The organism is Frigoribacterium sp. VKM Ac-2859, from assembly GCF_013204925.1.
Classification (GTDB): domain Bacteria; phylum Actinomycetota; class Actinomycetes; order Actinomycetales; family Microbacteriaceae; genus Frigoribacterium.
In genome coordinates this window covers 183,558-197,750 of record NZ_JABMLC010000001.1, presented here as the reverse complement: position 1 = coordinate 197,750, position 14,193 = coordinate 183,558, and the positions used below count along the sequence as shown (strand labels likewise).

At 70.7% G+C, this 14,193-nt stretch carries 12 protein-coding genes; all 12 read right to left on the bottom strand.

Annotated features, from left to right (window positions below; all coding sequences use genetic code 11):
* Positions 1-20: 20 nt before the first annotated feature.
* Complete coding sequence (gene murC / locus HQQ78_RS00945) at positions 21-1,451, bottom strand: UDP-N-acetylmuramate--L-alanine ligase (protein ID WP_173150814.1); 1,431 nt, start codon at positions 1,449-1,451, stop codon at positions 21-23.
* The gene (locus HQQ78_RS00940) at positions 1,448-2,563 is read right to left on the bottom strand and encodes a glycosyltransferase (RefSeq protein WP_123570017.1); all 1,116 of its coding nucleotides are present in this window, start codon (positions 2,561-2,563) and stop codon (positions 1,448-1,450) included. The genes murC and HQQ78_RS00940 overlap by 4 nt, the downstream gene beginning before the upstream one ends.
* Positions 2,560-3,867, bottom strand: coding sequence for a putative lipid II flippase FtsW (ftsW, locus tag HQQ78_RS00935; protein ID WP_173150813.1), 1,308 nt, complete (start codon positions 3,865-3,867; stop codon positions 2,560-2,562). Before ftsW ends, HQQ78_RS00940 begins: the two co-directional genes overlap by 4 nt.
* A complete protein-coding gene (murD, locus tag HQQ78_RS00930; protein ID WP_173150812.1) occupies positions 3,824-5,389 on the bottom strand; it encodes a UDP-N-acetylmuramoyl-L-alanine--D-glutamate ligase in 1,566 nt (521 codons plus the stop codon). Before murD ends, ftsW begins: the two co-directional genes overlap by 44 nt.
* On the bottom strand, positions 5,386-6,489 hold the full coding sequence (gene mraY, locus HQQ78_RS00925) for a phospho-N-acetylmuramoyl-pentapeptide-transferase (protein WP_043594922.1): 1,104 nt from the start codon (positions 6,487-6,489) through the stop codon (positions 5,386-5,388). The genes murD and mraY overlap by 4 nt, the downstream gene beginning before the upstream one ends.
* Positions 6,486-7,892 (bottom strand): UDP-N-acetylmuramoyl-tripeptide--D-alanyl-D-alanine ligase, encoded by a 1,407-nt coding sequence (gene murF, locus HQQ78_RS00920; RefSeq protein WP_173150811.1) that lies wholly within the window; start codon positions 7,890-7,892, stop codon positions 6,486-6,488. Before murF ends, mraY begins: the two co-directional genes overlap by 4 nt.
* Positions 7,889-9,439 carry a Mur ligase family protein gene (locus HQQ78_RS00915; RefSeq protein WP_056045031.1) on the bottom strand — a complete coding sequence of 517 codons (1,551 nt, stop codon included), beginning with the start codon at positions 9,437-9,439 and terminating at the stop codon, positions 7,889-7,891. The genes murF and HQQ78_RS00915 overlap by 4 nt, the downstream gene beginning before the upstream one ends.
* 14 nt (positions 9,440-9,453) lie before the next feature.
* Positions 9,454-11,220 carry a peptidoglycan D,D-transpeptidase FtsI family protein gene (locus tag HQQ78_RS00910; RefSeq protein ID WP_371740298.1) on the bottom strand — a complete coding sequence of 589 codons (1,767 nt, stop codon included), beginning with the start codon at positions 11,218-11,220 and terminating at the stop codon, positions 9,454-9,456.
* A gap of 74 nt (positions 11,221-11,294) precedes the next feature.
* Entirely contained in the window at positions 11,295-11,948 is a 654-nt protein-coding gene (locus HQQ78_RS00905) for a hypothetical protein (RefSeq protein ID WP_173150810.1), read from the bottom strand.
* Positions 11,945-12,895, bottom strand: coding sequence for a 16S rRNA (cytosine(1402)-N(4))-methyltransferase RsmH (gene rsmH, locus HQQ78_RS00900; RefSeq protein WP_173150809.1), 951 nt, complete (start codon positions 12,893-12,895; stop codon positions 11,945-11,947). The genes HQQ78_RS00905 and rsmH overlap by 4 nt, the downstream gene beginning before the upstream one ends.
* A gap of 101 nt (positions 12,896-12,996) precedes the next feature.
* Positions 12,997-13,428: a division/cell wall cluster transcriptional repressor MraZ gene (mraZ, locus tag HQQ78_RS00895; protein WP_055973040.1), complete on the bottom strand. Its 432-nt coding sequence runs from the start codon at positions 13,426-13,428 to the stop codon at positions 12,997-12,999.
* Between the two features lie 273 nt (positions 13,429-13,701).
* On the bottom strand, positions 13,702-14,100 hold the full coding sequence (locus HQQ78_RS00890) for a DUF3040 domain-containing protein (RefSeq protein WP_123570752.1): 399 nt from the start codon (positions 14,098-14,100) through the stop codon (positions 13,702-13,704).
* Positions 14,101-14,193: the final 93 nt, after the last annotated feature.

Here is a 14,193-nt window from a genome sequence, read left to right as displayed (position 1 = left end):
CACGGACCTGTCGTGACGAGTCACTCCGCGGAGTCCTCCGCGACGGCGACGACGGGTTCGTGGGCCGCGTCGAGTGAGCCGAGCAGTTGCGGCACGATGCGGTAGACGTCGCCGCAGCCGAGCGTGATGACGAAGTCGCCCTCTCGAGCGACCTCGGCCGTCCGGTCCGCCGCGGCCTGCCAGTCGGACACGAAGTCGACGCGGTCGGGGTCGGCGAAGCGTTCGGACACCAGCGCGCCGGTGACGCCGGGCTCGGGGTCCTCGCGCGCGCCGTACACGTCGAGCACGATGGTGTGGTCCGCGAGTCGCTCGTAGGTCTCGGCGAACTCGCCGGCCATCATCCGCGTGCGGCTGTAGAGGTGGGGTTGGTGCACGGCGATGAGGCGCCCGTCGCCGACCACGGAACGCGCCGCCTGCAGCGCGGCGGCGACCTCGGTGGGGTGGTGGGCGTAGTCGTCGTACACGCTGACGCCCCGCACGACGCCGTGCAGTTCGAACCGCCGCTCGGTGCCGCCGAAGGTCTCGAGACCCGCGATGGCGGCCTCCGCGTCGACGCCCAGGCCGACGAGGACCGCGAAGGCACCGGCGGCGTTGACGGCGTTGTGCCGCCCGGGCACGCGCAACTGCACGGGCCACGAACGACCCTGGGCGTGCAGGGTGAACGAGACCGGACCGGTCGTGGCGACGTCGCTCAGGCGGACGTCGGCGTCGGCGGCCTCGCCGAAGGTCACGACGCGCGGGTGGTCGAGGCGTTCGGTGACACGGACGGCACCGTCGTCGTCGCTCGAGACGACGACGAACTCGCGCGCTGCCGACGCGAACCGGACGAAGGCGTCGTCGAACGCCTCGTGCGAGCCGTAGTGGTCGAGGTGGTCGGCGTCGACGTTCGTGATCAGGGCGACCGAGGTGTCGTAGAGCAGGAACGAGCCGTCGGACTCGTCGGCCTCGACGACGAACAGGTCGTCGTCACCGCCACGGGCGCTGACGCCCAACGACTGGATGACCCCGCCGTTCACGAAGCTCGGGTCGTGCCCCGCGGCGAGCAGGGCGGTGACGATCATGCCGGTGGACGTGGTCTTCCCGTGCGCCCCGGCGACCGAGACGAGCCGCTGCTGCCCGACGAGCCAGGCGAGCGCCTGCGAGCGGTGCAGGACGGGCAGTCCCTTCGACAACGCGAGCTGGTACTCGGGGTTGTCCTGCCAGAGGGCGCCGGTCACCACGAGCGTGTCGGCGTCGCCGACGTTGGCCGCGTCGTGGCCGATCACGATCTCGGCGCCGGCCGCCCGGAGCGACTCGACGGCCGCGCTGTCGCGGGCGTCCGACCCGGTGACACGGTGGCCGGCGGCGAGGAAGACCCGGGCGATGCCGCTCATCCCGGAGCCGCCGATGCCGACGAAGTGGACGGCACCGAGTTCGGCGGGGATCGGCTGGTCGAGGTCGGGTTTGATCATGATGTCTCGCTGAGGTCGGGGTTCGGGGAGGACGAGGAGGCGCGGCCCACGGCGTCGAGGACGAGGTCGACCGTGCGGTCGGTGCCGTCGCGCACCCCGACCGAGGCGGCGCGGACGGCCATGTCCGCCACGACGGCCCGGTCGAGCAGCAGGGGGACGAGCGTGCGCTCGACCCAGGCGGGCGTGAAGTCGGCGTCGGCGACGAGCAGTGCTCCCCCGGCACCGACGACGTCGGTGGCGTTGTGTCGCTGTTCGCCGTTGCCCACCGGGTACGGGACCAGCACCGAGGGCAACCCGAGCGCGGTGAGCTCGCTGACCGTGGCCGAGCCGGCCCGGGAGACGACGAAGTCCGCCGCCGAGAGCGCGAGGTCCATGCGGTCGCAGTACCGGAGGAGGTGGTGGCCGTCGAGGTCGGTCGAGGTGAGATCGGACTTCTCACCCGTGATGTGCAGGATCTGCCAGCCGGCGCCGAGCACGCTGACGGCCGCCCGCGACATGGTCTCGTTCAGCCGCCGCGCACCGGTCGAACCACCCGTGACGAGCAGGGTCGGCCGCGCCGGGTCGAGGCCGAAGGCCGCGACGGCCTCGTCGCGGTGGGCCCGTCGGTCGAGGGACTCGATCTCGTCGCGCAACGGCATGCCGACCTGCCGTCCGCCCCGGAGTCGGGTGGAGCGGAAGACGACGCCGACGTGGGACGAGAGGAACGAGCCGAGGACGTTCGCCATGCCGGGTTTCGCGTTGGCCTCGTGGACGACCACGGGCACCTTCGACCGCCAGGCCGCGACGTAGGCCGGGGCGGCTGCGTAGCCGCCGAATCCGACGACGACGTCGACGTCGTGCTGTGCGAGCAAGGACCGGATGCCGTCGATCGCGCCGGCGAGTCGGCCGGGGAATCGCAGCGCCGCCGCGGAGGGCTTGCGGGGGAAGGGCAGCCGCGGCACGGTGAGCAGTTCGTACCCGCGTTGCGGGACGAGCCGTGCCTCGAGCCCCTCGGCGGTGCCGAGCACGAGCACGGTCGCGTCGGGCTCGCGCCGACGGAGCCGATCGGCCACGGCGAGGAGGGGGTTCACGTGCCCGGCGGTGCCACCGCCGGCGAGGAGATACGTCGTCACCGCAGAGACCCTACCCGCTGTCGCGGGAGCCCCTGCGGCGTCGCGGACTCTTCGGGCACCCGGGCGAACGAGAGCACGACGCCGATGGCCACGAGCGTGACGATCAACGCCGATCCACCGGCCGAGATGAGCGGCAAGGGGACGCCCAAGACGGGCAGCAGCCCCAGGACGACCGCGATGTTGACGAGCGCCTGACCGATGATCCACGCCGTGATGGCCCCGGTCGTCACACGGACGAAGGGGTCGTTCGTCCGGCGGATGATCTTGACGAAACCGACGGCGAGGACGATGAAGAGGGCCAACACGACCATCGCTCCGATCAATCCGAGCTCTTCGCCGATGATGGCGAAGATGAAGTCGTTGTCGGCCTCGGGCAGCCAGGACCACTTCGACTTCGAGTTGCCGAGACCGACGCCGAAGAGTCCCCCCGAGGCCAGCGCCCACGTTCCGTGCAGGGTCTGCCAGCACTCGGCCTGGTACTGGCTCGAGTCCGAGCAACCCGACAGCCACGCGGCGATGCGTGAGTTGCGCGAACTCGACCCCTGGGCGATCAGGGGCACGACCACCGCGAGGAACGCGAGGGGCGCCAGCAGGTAGCGCAGCCGGACGCCGGCGAACCAGACGGCCGCGAAGACGAGCAGGAGCATGATCATGGTCGTCCCGAGGTCGCCACCGAGCACGACGAGGCCGATCGCGACGCCGGCCACGGGCACGAGCGGGATCGCCAGGTGCTTCCAGTCGTCGAGCAGGTCGCGCTTGACCGAAAGGATCATGCCGAGCCAGATCGCCAACGCGAGCTTGACGGCCTCGGAGGGCTGCGCCGTGAACGAGCCGAGGTCGATCCAGTTGCGGTTGCCGCCGATCTCGTAGCCGAGGGGCGAGAAGACGAGCAGTTGCAGGACGATGGTCGCCCCCAGGACGTGCCACGCCCAGCGCTTGAGGAACGACACCGGCAGCCGGGACACGATGAGCATGAGCGGGATGCCCACGGCCGCGTACGTGCCCTGTCGGATGAACGCGCCGAAGAACGACGTGTGTCGTGACGAGATGTACTGCTCGACCGAGGACGACGAGAGCACCATGACCAGCCCGAGCACGACCATGAACAACGTCGTCCCGAGGATGACGAAGTACGAGCCCGTCTCGGCGGCGAAGAGCTTCTTGACGCGGACGACGGCGCCGGCGGTGCGCTTCGAGGACCCCAGGCCGCTCGAGGCGTCGTCGCTCGGTCGGACGGGCCCGCGGCGCGTGCGGCTCGACTCAGTCGGCCGACGGCGCGGGAGGCTGGACGGCGGGTTGGCCATCGACGTCACCCCTCAAGTGTTCGTGTACGGCCTGGGCGAAGGATCGCCCTCGGGCCGTGTAGTCGGTGAACTGGTCCATGGACGCCGCCGCCGGGGCGAGGAGCACGGTGTCCCCGGGACGGGCCACGCTCGCGGCGAGGCGCACGGCCGTCGGCATCACCTGCCCAGTGTCGGTGGCGTCGACCTCGAAGACGGGGATGCCGGGCGCGTGTCGGGAGAAGGCCCGGCGGAGCGGCTCACGGTCGACGCCGACGAACACGGCCGCCCGGACGGCGTCCGTGGACTCGAGGACGAGTGGCTCGACGTCGACGCCCTTGAACAGGCCTCCGACGATCCAGACGACCGACGGGAAGGACGTCAGGGAGGCGCGCGCGGCGTGCGGGTTCGTCGCCTTGGAGTCGTCGACCCAGGTCACGCCGCCGGACTCGGCCACGACCTCGGTGCGGTGGTGGTCCACCGCGAAGCCGGCGAGGGCGTCGCGGATCGAGACGGGAGCGACGCCCACCGCACGCACGAGCGCGGCGGCCGCGAGCACGTCCTCGACGAGGTGGTCGGCGCCGAGGCCGACGCCCTCGAGGGCCTCCCGGGTGGTCAGTTCGAGCGCTCGCGTGTGGCGCTCGGCGAGGAAGGCGCGGTCGGCCAGGACGGAGACCCCGTCGCCGGTCACGATGCCGACCTCGCTGGGCCCCGGGGCGTCGAGGCCGAAGCCCACGGCGCGGCAGCCCTCCTCGACGTCGGCTTCCTCGACCATGCGCAGGGTCGCCTCGTCCGCCTTGTTGTAGACGCACGCCACGACCGTGTTCTCGTACACCTTGGCCTTCGCGGCACGGTAGGCGTCCGCCCCGCCGTGCCACTCGAGGTGGTCCGCCTCGAGGTTGAGACAGACGGAAGCTCGGGGCCGGAGGGCACCGGCTCCCCCGGTCGGCAGGTAGTGCAGTTGGTGGCTCGAGAGCTCGACGACGAACAGGTCGAAGCCGTCGGGGTCGCGCACCGCGTCGAGGACGGGTACGCCGATGTTGCCGCAGGCCGCCACGCGGCGACCGTCGGCGCCGGCCATCGCCGACGCCAGCTGCGTCGTCGTGGTCTTGCCGTTCGTCCCGGTGACGAGCACCCACTCGGCCACGCGCTCGACCTTGTCGCGTACGCGCCAGGCCAGCTCGACGTCACCCCACACGGCCCTCCCCGAGTCGACGGCCCAGCGGACCAGGGGGTGGTGCGGGGCGAAGCCCGGGCTGGCCACGACGAGGTGCGCGTCGAAGGCCGTGAGCGTGGCCGACGGTGTGTCGGTGGACTCGACCTCGTCGAGACGGGCCCCGATCAGTTGCAGCAGCTCGGCCCTGTCGGCGTCGACCGCGGGGGCCACGACGAGGACGTCGGCGCCCAGTTCGGCCAGGGTGTCGGCCACCGAGAAACCGGTCGCGCCGAGCCCGAGGACGGCCACGCGCAGACCCGACCAATCGGCGTGCCAGCTGTCGAGCCCGGCGAGCCGCTCGGCGAGGGGGGCGGTGCTGCCGTCGCTCATGAGGTGCGGAGGATCCATTCGAGGTAGAAGGTGCCGACGCCGGCGGCGACGAAGAGCCCGGCGATGATCCAGAACCGGACCACGACGGTCACCTCGGCCCAGCCCTTGAGTTCGAAGTGGTGGTGCAAGGGGCTCATCAGGAAGATCCGCTTGCCCTTCGTGATCTTGAAGTACGCCCGTTGCAGGATCACCGAGCCGGTGACGACGATGAAGAGACCACCGATCAGCACGAGCAGGAGTTCGGTGCGGCTCAGGATGGCCAGGGCGGCCAGCGCCCCGCCGAGGCCCAGCGAACCGGTGTCGCCCAGGAAGATCTGTGCAGGCGAGGTGTTCCACCAGAGGAACCCGATCAGGCCACCGCAGATGCAGGCGGCGACCACGGCCAGGTCGAGCGGGTCGGCCACCTGGTAGCAGGCCGCCCGCGTGGCCTCGTCGAGGCGCACGCTCGTGCAGAGCTGGTTGTTCTGCCAGAAGCCGATGAAGATGTACGACGCGATCGCGAGGATGGAGGCGCCCGTGGCGAGACCGTCCAGGCCGTCCGCGACGTTCACGCCGTTGGAGGTGCTGACGGTGATCAGGACGACCCAGATCAGGAACAGCCCGCCCCCGACGATGGTGCCGAAGAACATGAAGTCGAGCCAGGGGATGTCGCGCAGGCCCGAGATCATCGTCGACGCGGGGGCGAGCCCGCGATCGTTCGTGAAGGAGAGCGCCAGGACGGCGAACACCGCCCCCACGACGACCTGCCCGGCGATCTTCGCCCACCCGCCGAGCCCGAGGCTGCGCTGGTTGCGCACCTTGAGGAAGTCGTCGAGGAACCCGACCACGCCGAGGCCGACCATCATGAACAGCACGAGCATGCCGCTGAGGGTGAGCTCGTCCCCGCCGACCAGGTGACCGATGAAGTAGCCGAGCACGGTGCCGATGATCAGGACGATGCCGCCCATGGTCGCCGTGCCGCGCTTGGTGTGGTGCGACTGCGGGCCGTCGTCGCGGATGAACTGACCCCACCCGAGACGGTGGAAGAGCTTGATGAACGCCGGCGTCATCAGCAGCGTGAAGGCGAGGGAGAACCCGCCGCCGATCAGCAGCGCGATCATGCGGTCACCCCGGCCAGGCGGTCACCCAGGAGGCGCAGGCCGGCCGATTTGGACGACTTCACGAGGACGACGTCCCCGGCTCGCAGGGTGCCCTGCAAGAAGTCGTACGCCTCGTCGATCGTGTCGACCAGCACGCTTTCTCCGTCCCACGAGCCTTCGAGGCCCGCCGCCATGTGGATGTGTCGTGCCTCGTGGCCGACGACCACGAGTTGGCCCACGTTGAGCCGGACGACCAGGCGGCCGACGCGGTCGTGCTCGTCACGCGCGTACTCGCCGAGCTCGGCCATCTCGCCGAGCACGGCCACCGATCGGTGGTCGGGGCCGGTGATCTGGGCGAGGGTCTTCAACGCCGCGGCGACCGAGTCGGGACTCGCGTTGTAGGCGTCGTTCACGACCGTCACGCCGCCGGGGGCGTCCAGGACCTCCATGCGCCAGCGCTCGGCCCGTGTCACGCCCTCGAGGACCGTCACGGCCCGATCGAGGTCGACGCCCCATTCGCCGACGACGCTGAGGGCCGCCAAGGCGTTCATCACGTGGTGCTCGCCCAGGATGCGCAGCGACACCCGGCGGCTCGCGTCGCCGTGCTCGAAGGTGAAGGAGGTGCCCGACGCCGAGACGTCGATGTCGGACGCCCGGTAGTCGGCCGAGGCACCCTGACCGAAGGTGACGACCCGTGCGGCCGTCACGGACGCCATGCCGGCGACGCGGTCGTCGTCGGCGTTGAGGACGGCCGTCCCCGTGGCGGGCAGGTCGGTCACCATCTCGGCCTTCGCCGCACGGGTGCCCTCGATGCCGCCGAAGCCGCCCGCGTGGGCGAGGCCGACCTTGAGCACGACCCCGGTGTCGGGACGGGCGATGTCGACGAGCCGGGCGATCTCGCCCGGGCCGCTCGCACCCATCTCGACGACGAGGTACTCGGTGGTCTCGTCGATGCGCAGCATCGAGATCGGGGCACCGACGTGGTTGTTGAACGACCCCTGGGGGGCGACGGTCGGCGCGACGTCGCCCAGTACCGCGCGGAGCATGTTCTTGGTGCTCGTCTTGCCGTTGGAACCCGTGACGCCGACGACCTTCAGGCGTCCGAGGCGCCGGACGTGCTCGACGACGGCGGCGGCGAGTCGGGACAGCGCGACGACCCCGTCGTCGACGACGACGAGCGGCGCGGTCGTCTCGAGTTCGCGCTCGGCGACCACGAGGGCGGCGCCGTTCGACGTGGCGGCCTCGACGAAGAGGTGCCCGTCGGTGACCTCGCCGCGCAGGGCGAAGAAGATCGACCCCGGGGTGACCAGACGCGAGTCGGTCTCGACCGTGCCGTCGACCGGGGTCGCGACCCGCGCCTCCTCGGGGTGGACCAGGCGCCCGCCGGTGATGTCGGCGATCTGGCGAGGCGTGAGCGCGATCACTCGGACCACCCGGCCTCGCGCAGGGCGGCACGGGCCTCGTCGCGAGCGGAGTACGGGGTGCGCTCACCACGGATGTCGCGGTAGTCCTGGTGGCCTGGACCGGCCCAGAGGATCGAGTCGCCTTCTCGGGCCAGGGCCACGGCCGCCCGGATGGCCGCCTCGGGCGGGCTCACCTCGTGGATCTCGTGCTCGGGGTACGCCTCGCGGGCGGCGTCGACGAGCGTCTTGCGGATGGAGGCCGGGTCTTCGAAACGGGGGTGGTGGTCGGTCACGACGAGGATGTCGGAACCGGCCGCGGCCACCCGGGCCATCTCGCCGCGTTTCGTCGTGTCGCGGTCGCCGTCCGCGCCGAACAGCATGATGACCTTGCCGGGTGTGAAGGTGCGCACCGCGGCCAGGGTGGTCAGGAACGCGTCGGGGCTGTGGCCGAAATCGACGTAGACGCTCGGGCCGGTGTCGCCGGACACCCGCTCGGTGCGCCCGGGCAGGTACGCGACGATGCCGCCGTCGGCGTCGAGCGCCTGGCCGATGGCCTCGAGCTCGAAGCCCGCCTCGACCAGCATGACGATCGCCAGGGCCGCGTTCGCGACCATGTGCCACCCGATCAGCGGGACGCGCGTCACGAGCGAACGCTGCTCGGGGCCCGACAGACGGAACTCGGTGTAGGCGGCCTGCTCGTCCAGGATCTGGACCGTCCAGTCGGCCTCGACGTCGGGGAGGATCGTGATCGTCGTCAGGGGGATGCGCGCGTTGTCCACCACGCGCTGTCCGTAGGGAGAGTCGAGCGAGACCACGGCACGACGGGCACGGTCGGGCTGGAAGAGCGGCAACTTCGCCTGGAAGTACTCCTCCATGTCGGCGTAGTCGTCGAGGTGGTCGTGGCTCAGGTTCGTGAAGGCGGCGACGTCGAAGACGAGGCCGTCGACGCGGTTGCGGCTGAGTGCCTGGGCACTGACCTCGACGGCCACCGCGCGCACCTCGCTCTCGCGCATGCGGGCCAGCAGGGCGTGCATCTCGCTGGCCTCGGGGGTGGTGAGGCGGCTGACGACGGTGAGGTCGCCGATGTGGCGCTCGGCGGTGCTGCTGAGGCCGGTGACGAGGCCCAGCTGTCGCAGGACGCCTTCGAGCAGGTACGAGGTGCTGGTCTTGCCGTTGGTGCCGGTGACCGCGAGGAGGAGGGGTGCGTCGTCGCTGTCCGTGCGGTAGATCCATGCCGAGAGCTCGCCGAGGGCCGCCCGGGGCGAGTCGACGAGGACGACGGGGAGACCGCTGGACCGGGCCAGCTCGGCCCCCGCGGCGTCGGTCAGCAGCGCGACCGCGCCGCCGTCACGTGCCTGGTCGGCGAACTCGGCTCCGTGCCGGTGCGCGCCGGGCACGCCCACGTACAGGTCGCCGGGGTGGAGGTCCGCCGTGCTCAGCGTGATGCCGGTGATCTCGATGCCGTCGAGGGAACCCTCGTGCTCGAGTCCGAACTCGCTGACCAGTTGGGCGAGTGACCTCGCCGACGGATGTTCCGGTCGAAGGACCGGGGGGATCCGGGCGCTCAAAGAATCCTCTTCTCTCACCAGGTCTCGGGCAGGCTGGGTGCCGGCTCCGTCGACGGAGGGACCCGATACATCTCGAGGACCTGGGACATGATCTTGTTGAAGGTCGGCGCCGCAGCGGCCGACGTCTTGATGGTACTGGGCTTGGTGAAGGTCACGACGACGACGTACTGCGGGTTCTCGGCCGGAGCGATGCCCGCCACCGAGACGATGCGGTCAGAACCGTAGCCGGTTCCGTCGGACCGCGCGACCTCGGCGGTGCCGGTCTTGGCCGCGACGCGGTAGCCGGGGATCGACAGGACGTCCTTGAGGTCGCCGTCGCTGACGACCTTCTCGAGCATGTTGACGGTCGTGTCGGCGGCCCACGGCGAGACGACGCTCGTGCCCTCGGCGGAGGGCGCGTCGGTGACGGTGCCGTCGGGGGCGGTGCACCCGGCGACGAGGTTGACCGGCAACCGGGTGCCGTGGTTGGCCAGCGTCTGGTAGATGCTCGCGATGTGGATGGCGGTCGTCGAGACGCCCTGTCCGAACATCGTGTTGATGCTCGTCTGCTGGTCCCACTGGGAGGCCGGCCGGATGCCCGTCGTGGGTTCTCCGAGGAAGGCCACGCCGGTCGGGTCGTTCAGACCGAACTTCAGCATGTAGTCGTGACGTTGCTGGGCCGAGAGCGACTGGCCGAGCAGGGAGATGCCGACGTTCGACGAGTCGCGCAGGATGCCCGTCAGCGTGAGGTTCTCGGTCGGGTGGAAGGTGGCGTCGTGGATCTCGCCGCCCCAGGGGAACGTGCGGGAGTACGGCACCGTCGCCCGCGTCGCGGGATCGGCCTTGCCCGAGTCGAGCAGCATGGCGGCGGTCATCGCCTTGAAGGTCGAACCCGGCTCGTACGAGTAGGTGAAGGCCTTGCTGCCGAGGTCGTCGACGGCGGTGCCGTTGACGTCGTTGGGGTCGACGGCCGGGTAGTCGGCGACCGCGAGCAGCGAGGCGTCGCTCGCCTTCATGACGACGGCCGTGGCCGACTCGGCTCCTATGGCCTCGGCCTGTTCGCCCAGCGCCTGCTGGGTCATGTACTGGAGGTCGCTGTCGACCGTGAGACGGAGCGTGCCCCCGGCGACCGCTTTCTTGGTCGTGACGGTGCTGCCGGGCAACTGGACCCCGTCGGCTCCGCGCTCGTAGGTCTCCGAGCCGTCGGTGCCCGCCAGGCACGCGTCCTGGCTGAGCTCGAGTCCGGCCTGCGGCCCGTCGGTGCCGATGAAGCCCGTGAGGTTGCCCGCCACCGCGCCGTTGGGATAGGTGCGCGCGGCCTGGCGCTGGAAGTACACCCACGACACGTCCATCTCGCGGACCTCGCGGAAGGCGTCGACGTCGACGCCCTTGACCAGGTACGCGAAGTTCGCCTCGGGGTCGGTGGTCAACGCCTTCGTCATGGTCGCGGCGTCACCCCCGGTGATCTCGGCGATGCGTTCGACCACCTGGTCGACCGTCATCTCGGTGGTCGTGCCGTCGTCGCCCTTGACCTTGGCCGTCGTGGCGAAGGCCGGAGCGGCCGTGATGTTGTACCGGGTGACGCTGCCGGCGAGCACGGTGCCGTCGACGTCGGTGATGTCGCCACGATCGCCGTAGGTCGTCTGCACGATCTCGCGCTTGTTCTGGGACTGCTCGTTGAGCTCGGCCGCCTGCACGAGTTGGATGTCCGCCAGGCGCACCACGAACACGCCGACGAGCGCGATGATCAGCGCCATCGCCAGCGTCGCGCGGAGACGGCGGCTTCGGGGAGCTGCTTTCACGAGAGGTTCCTCACCGCGGCCGGGCGCCTGCCCGACCCGCTGTCGTCGTTCGATGTACCGGTGACGGCACGCCGCTAGCGGGTCTGCGGAGCCGCCAGCTCGTTCGCGCCCGACGCTACCGACTCGCCGGCCGATCCCCCGTCCGCCGCGCCTGCGTCGGTCGGAACGGCCGCGGCGCCCGCCGTGGTCGGAGCACCGACCGACGAGGCGGCGGGGTCGGTGGTCGCCGTGCCGTCGGCGGCGGTCGCGGGGGCCTTGGTCGTCAGCGGGACACCCTCGAGCAGGGTGTTGGGGATCAGGTTGCCGGACGTCGCCTCGTCCGCCCCCGCCGCCGGGGCGGGCGAGCCGTGGACCGCGCCCGTGGCCAGATCGAGGTAGACGGGGTTCGAGTTGCGGACCATGCCGAGTTCGTCGGCGTTGGCGGCGAGGTTCTGCGGCGAGGACAGCACGTCGCGCTGCTCGCTGAACTTCTGCTGGTCGCGGACGAGCTCGGTCTTCGCGGCCTGCAGGTCGGAGATCTTGTAGGCGCCGTCGCTGAGGGCGATGCTGATCGCGAGCTGGGCCAGCAGGAGGACGAACAGCGCCGCCGTCGCGATGAGCGCGTAGGCGATCTTCGGACGGGCCCGTCGCTGCGACCGACTCGTGACGATCTCGACCGGGCGCGCCGTCGGGGTCGACGACGGCTGCGGACGGCTCGACGGGGTCGCGATGGCCAGGTTGCTGCTCATGCTTGTCTCCGGATTCGTTCGGCGGCGCGCAGTCTCACGGGCTTGGCTCGGGGGTTGAGGTCGCGTTCGGCGTCGGAAGCCAGCTCGGCCCCTCGGACGAGGAGGCGGAAGTCGGGACGGTGCTCCGGCAACTCCACCGGGAGGCCCTGCGGCGCCGTTGAGGTCGTCCGAGCGGCGAGTTCCCGCTTGACGAAACGGTCTTCGAGGGACTGATAGGCGAGGACGACGATCCGCCCGTCGACGGCGAGACGGTCGAGGGCGACCGGGACGGCCGCCTCGAGCGAGGCCAGCTCGCCGTTCACCTCGATGCGGAGCGCTTGGAACACGCGCTTGGCGGGGTGACCGGCACGTTGCAGGGCCATGGGCGTCGCCGCGATCAGGAGGTCGACCAACTCACCGCTGCGGGTGAGCGGCGAGTCGGCCCGGTGCTCGACGATCCGCCGGGCGTAGCGCGGAGCCAGCTTCTCTTCGCCGTACTGGTAGAAGATGCGCCGGAGCTCGCTCTCCGGGTACTCGGCGAGGACGCGCTCCGCCGTGACGGGCGAGGTGGGGTCCATGCGCATGTCGAGGGGCGCGTCTTTGGAGTACGAGAAACCGCGCTCGACCCGGTCCAGCTGCAGCGACGACACGCCGAGGTCGAAGAGCACCCCGTCGACGGTCTCGAGATCGAGGTCGTCGAGCGCGTCGGCGATGCCGTCGTACGTCGTGTGCACGAGGCGAGCCCGGTCGCCGAAGGGTGCGAGCCGCTCGCCGGCGAGGGCGAGTGCCTCCGTGTCGCGGTCGAGGCCGACGACGGTGAGCTCAGGGAAGGCCTGCAGCATCGCTTCGCTGTGGCCACCCATGCCGAGGGTGCAGTCGACGACGACGGCGCCGGGACGCGAGACGGCCGGGGCGAGGAGTTCGAGGGTCCGCTCGAGGAGGACGGGGGTGTGGATCTGATCGGCCATGACGACACGGGCTGTGCTCGTCGGCCCTGATCCCCATCCGTCGGGACCTGGCACCGGGGAAGGTGCGCCAGGGCTGACGGCTGAGGGTCGGGGCCCACGGGCTAGAAGAGCCCGGGGATCACCTCCTCGGTGGTGTTGGCGAACTCGGCCTCCTGGGCCTCGTAGTAGGTGTTCCAGGCGTCGGTGGCCCAGATCTCGGCACGGTTTCCCGCGCCGATGACGGTGAGGTCTCGGCCGAGGCCGGCGTACTCGCGCAGGGTCGCCGGGATGGTGACCCGGTGCTGCTTGTCGGGGATCTCGTCGCTCGCGCCCGAGAGGAAGAGGCGCATGTAGTCGCGGGCCTGCTTGCTCGTGACGGGCGCCTGACGGATGCGCGAGTGCATGTCTTCGAACTCGCGCTGGCTGAAGACGTAGACGCACCGCTCTTGCCCACGGGTCATGACGAGGCCGGAAGCCAGTTCGTCACGGAATTTCGCGGGGAGGATGATGCGCCCTTTCTCGTCGAGCTTGGGCGAATAGGTGCCGAGGAACATGCGCCCGTCTCCCCTCGCCCCGCACCCCGTCTGTGGCACGTACCTCCACTTTACTCCACAACCCACCACCAGACAATGAAAAGGCGGGTCCTCCGCCGCGTGTCCGGCCTGCGATCCGCTCCAGTTCGGGGGCCACACGGGTGGAGGACGGTGGAGGGAAAGGACCACGAGGAGGCGCGTCCTGCGTGTCGCGCGCCTCCCGCAGGGTGGACGGGCGCACGAAAATGGGGCCGGCCCGAAGGCCGACCCCTGAGGTCGTGGTGCTGGTGGCGCCTAGGAGCGCTCGTCGCCGTCCTGGCGGCGGTCCCACCGGTCGTTGAGCCGATCCATCAGGCCCCCCTTGGCGGGATGCGCGGGGCGGGAGGTGGAGGAACGGGGAGCCGACGGCATCGAGGCCGTCGAGGACCCCTTCCGCTTGGGGGGCGCGATGGCGAACAGCACGCCGGCGAGCATGACCACGAACCCCGCCACGCCGATCAAGGGCTGGCGGAAGATGACGCCCGCGACGATCACGGCGATGCCGACGAGCGCCCCGAGGACCCCGACCACGACCAGCGTGTAGTTGGGTCTGGCGCCGCGGGTCCCGACCGTCGCCACGAAGTCGGAGTCGTTGTTGTAGAGACTCCGCTCCATCTCTTCGAGGAGCCGCTGCTCCTGTTCGGAAAGTGGCATCTTGGTGTTCCCTTCGAGCACGGGCTCTCAAGCGCGAGGCGGGAGCCTCGGGATCGACGCGATGAGTAGCTGCGAGTGTATGCCTGACAGCTA

Bases quoted from the DNA above. Each gene is read 5' to 3' on its own strand.
- murD (WP_173150812.1), bottom strand. From the start codon at position 5,389: ATGAGCGACGGCAGCACCGCCCCCCTCGCCGAGCGGCTCGCCGGGCTC.
- rsmH (WP_173150809.1), bottom strand. From the start codon at position 12,895: ATGGCCGATCAGATCCACACCCCCGTCCTCCTCGAGCGGACCCTCGAA.
- mraY (WP_043594922.1), bottom strand. From the start codon at position 6,489: ATGATCGCGCTGCTGATCGGCGGCGGGTTCTCCCTCGCCTTCACGCTG.
- murC (WP_173150814.1), bottom strand. From the start codon at position 1,451: ATGATCAAACCCGACCTCGACCAGCCGATCCCCGCCGAACTCGGTGCC.
- mraZ (WP_055973040.1), bottom strand. From the start codon at position 13,428: ATGTTCCTCGGCACCTATTCGCCCAAGCTCGACGAGAAAGGGCGCATC.
- ftsW (WP_173150813.1), bottom strand. From the start codon at position 3,867: ATGGCCAACCCGCCGTCCAGCCTCCCGCGCCGTCGGCCGACTGAGTCG.
- HQQ78_RS00890 (WP_123570752.1), bottom strand. From the start codon at position 14,100: ATGCCACTTTCCGAACAGGAGCAGCGGCTCCTCGAAGAGATGGAGCGG.
- HQQ78_RS00905 (WP_173150810.1), bottom strand. From the start codon at position 11,948: ATGAGCAGCAACCTGGCCATCGCGACCCCGTCGAGCCGTCCGCAGCCG.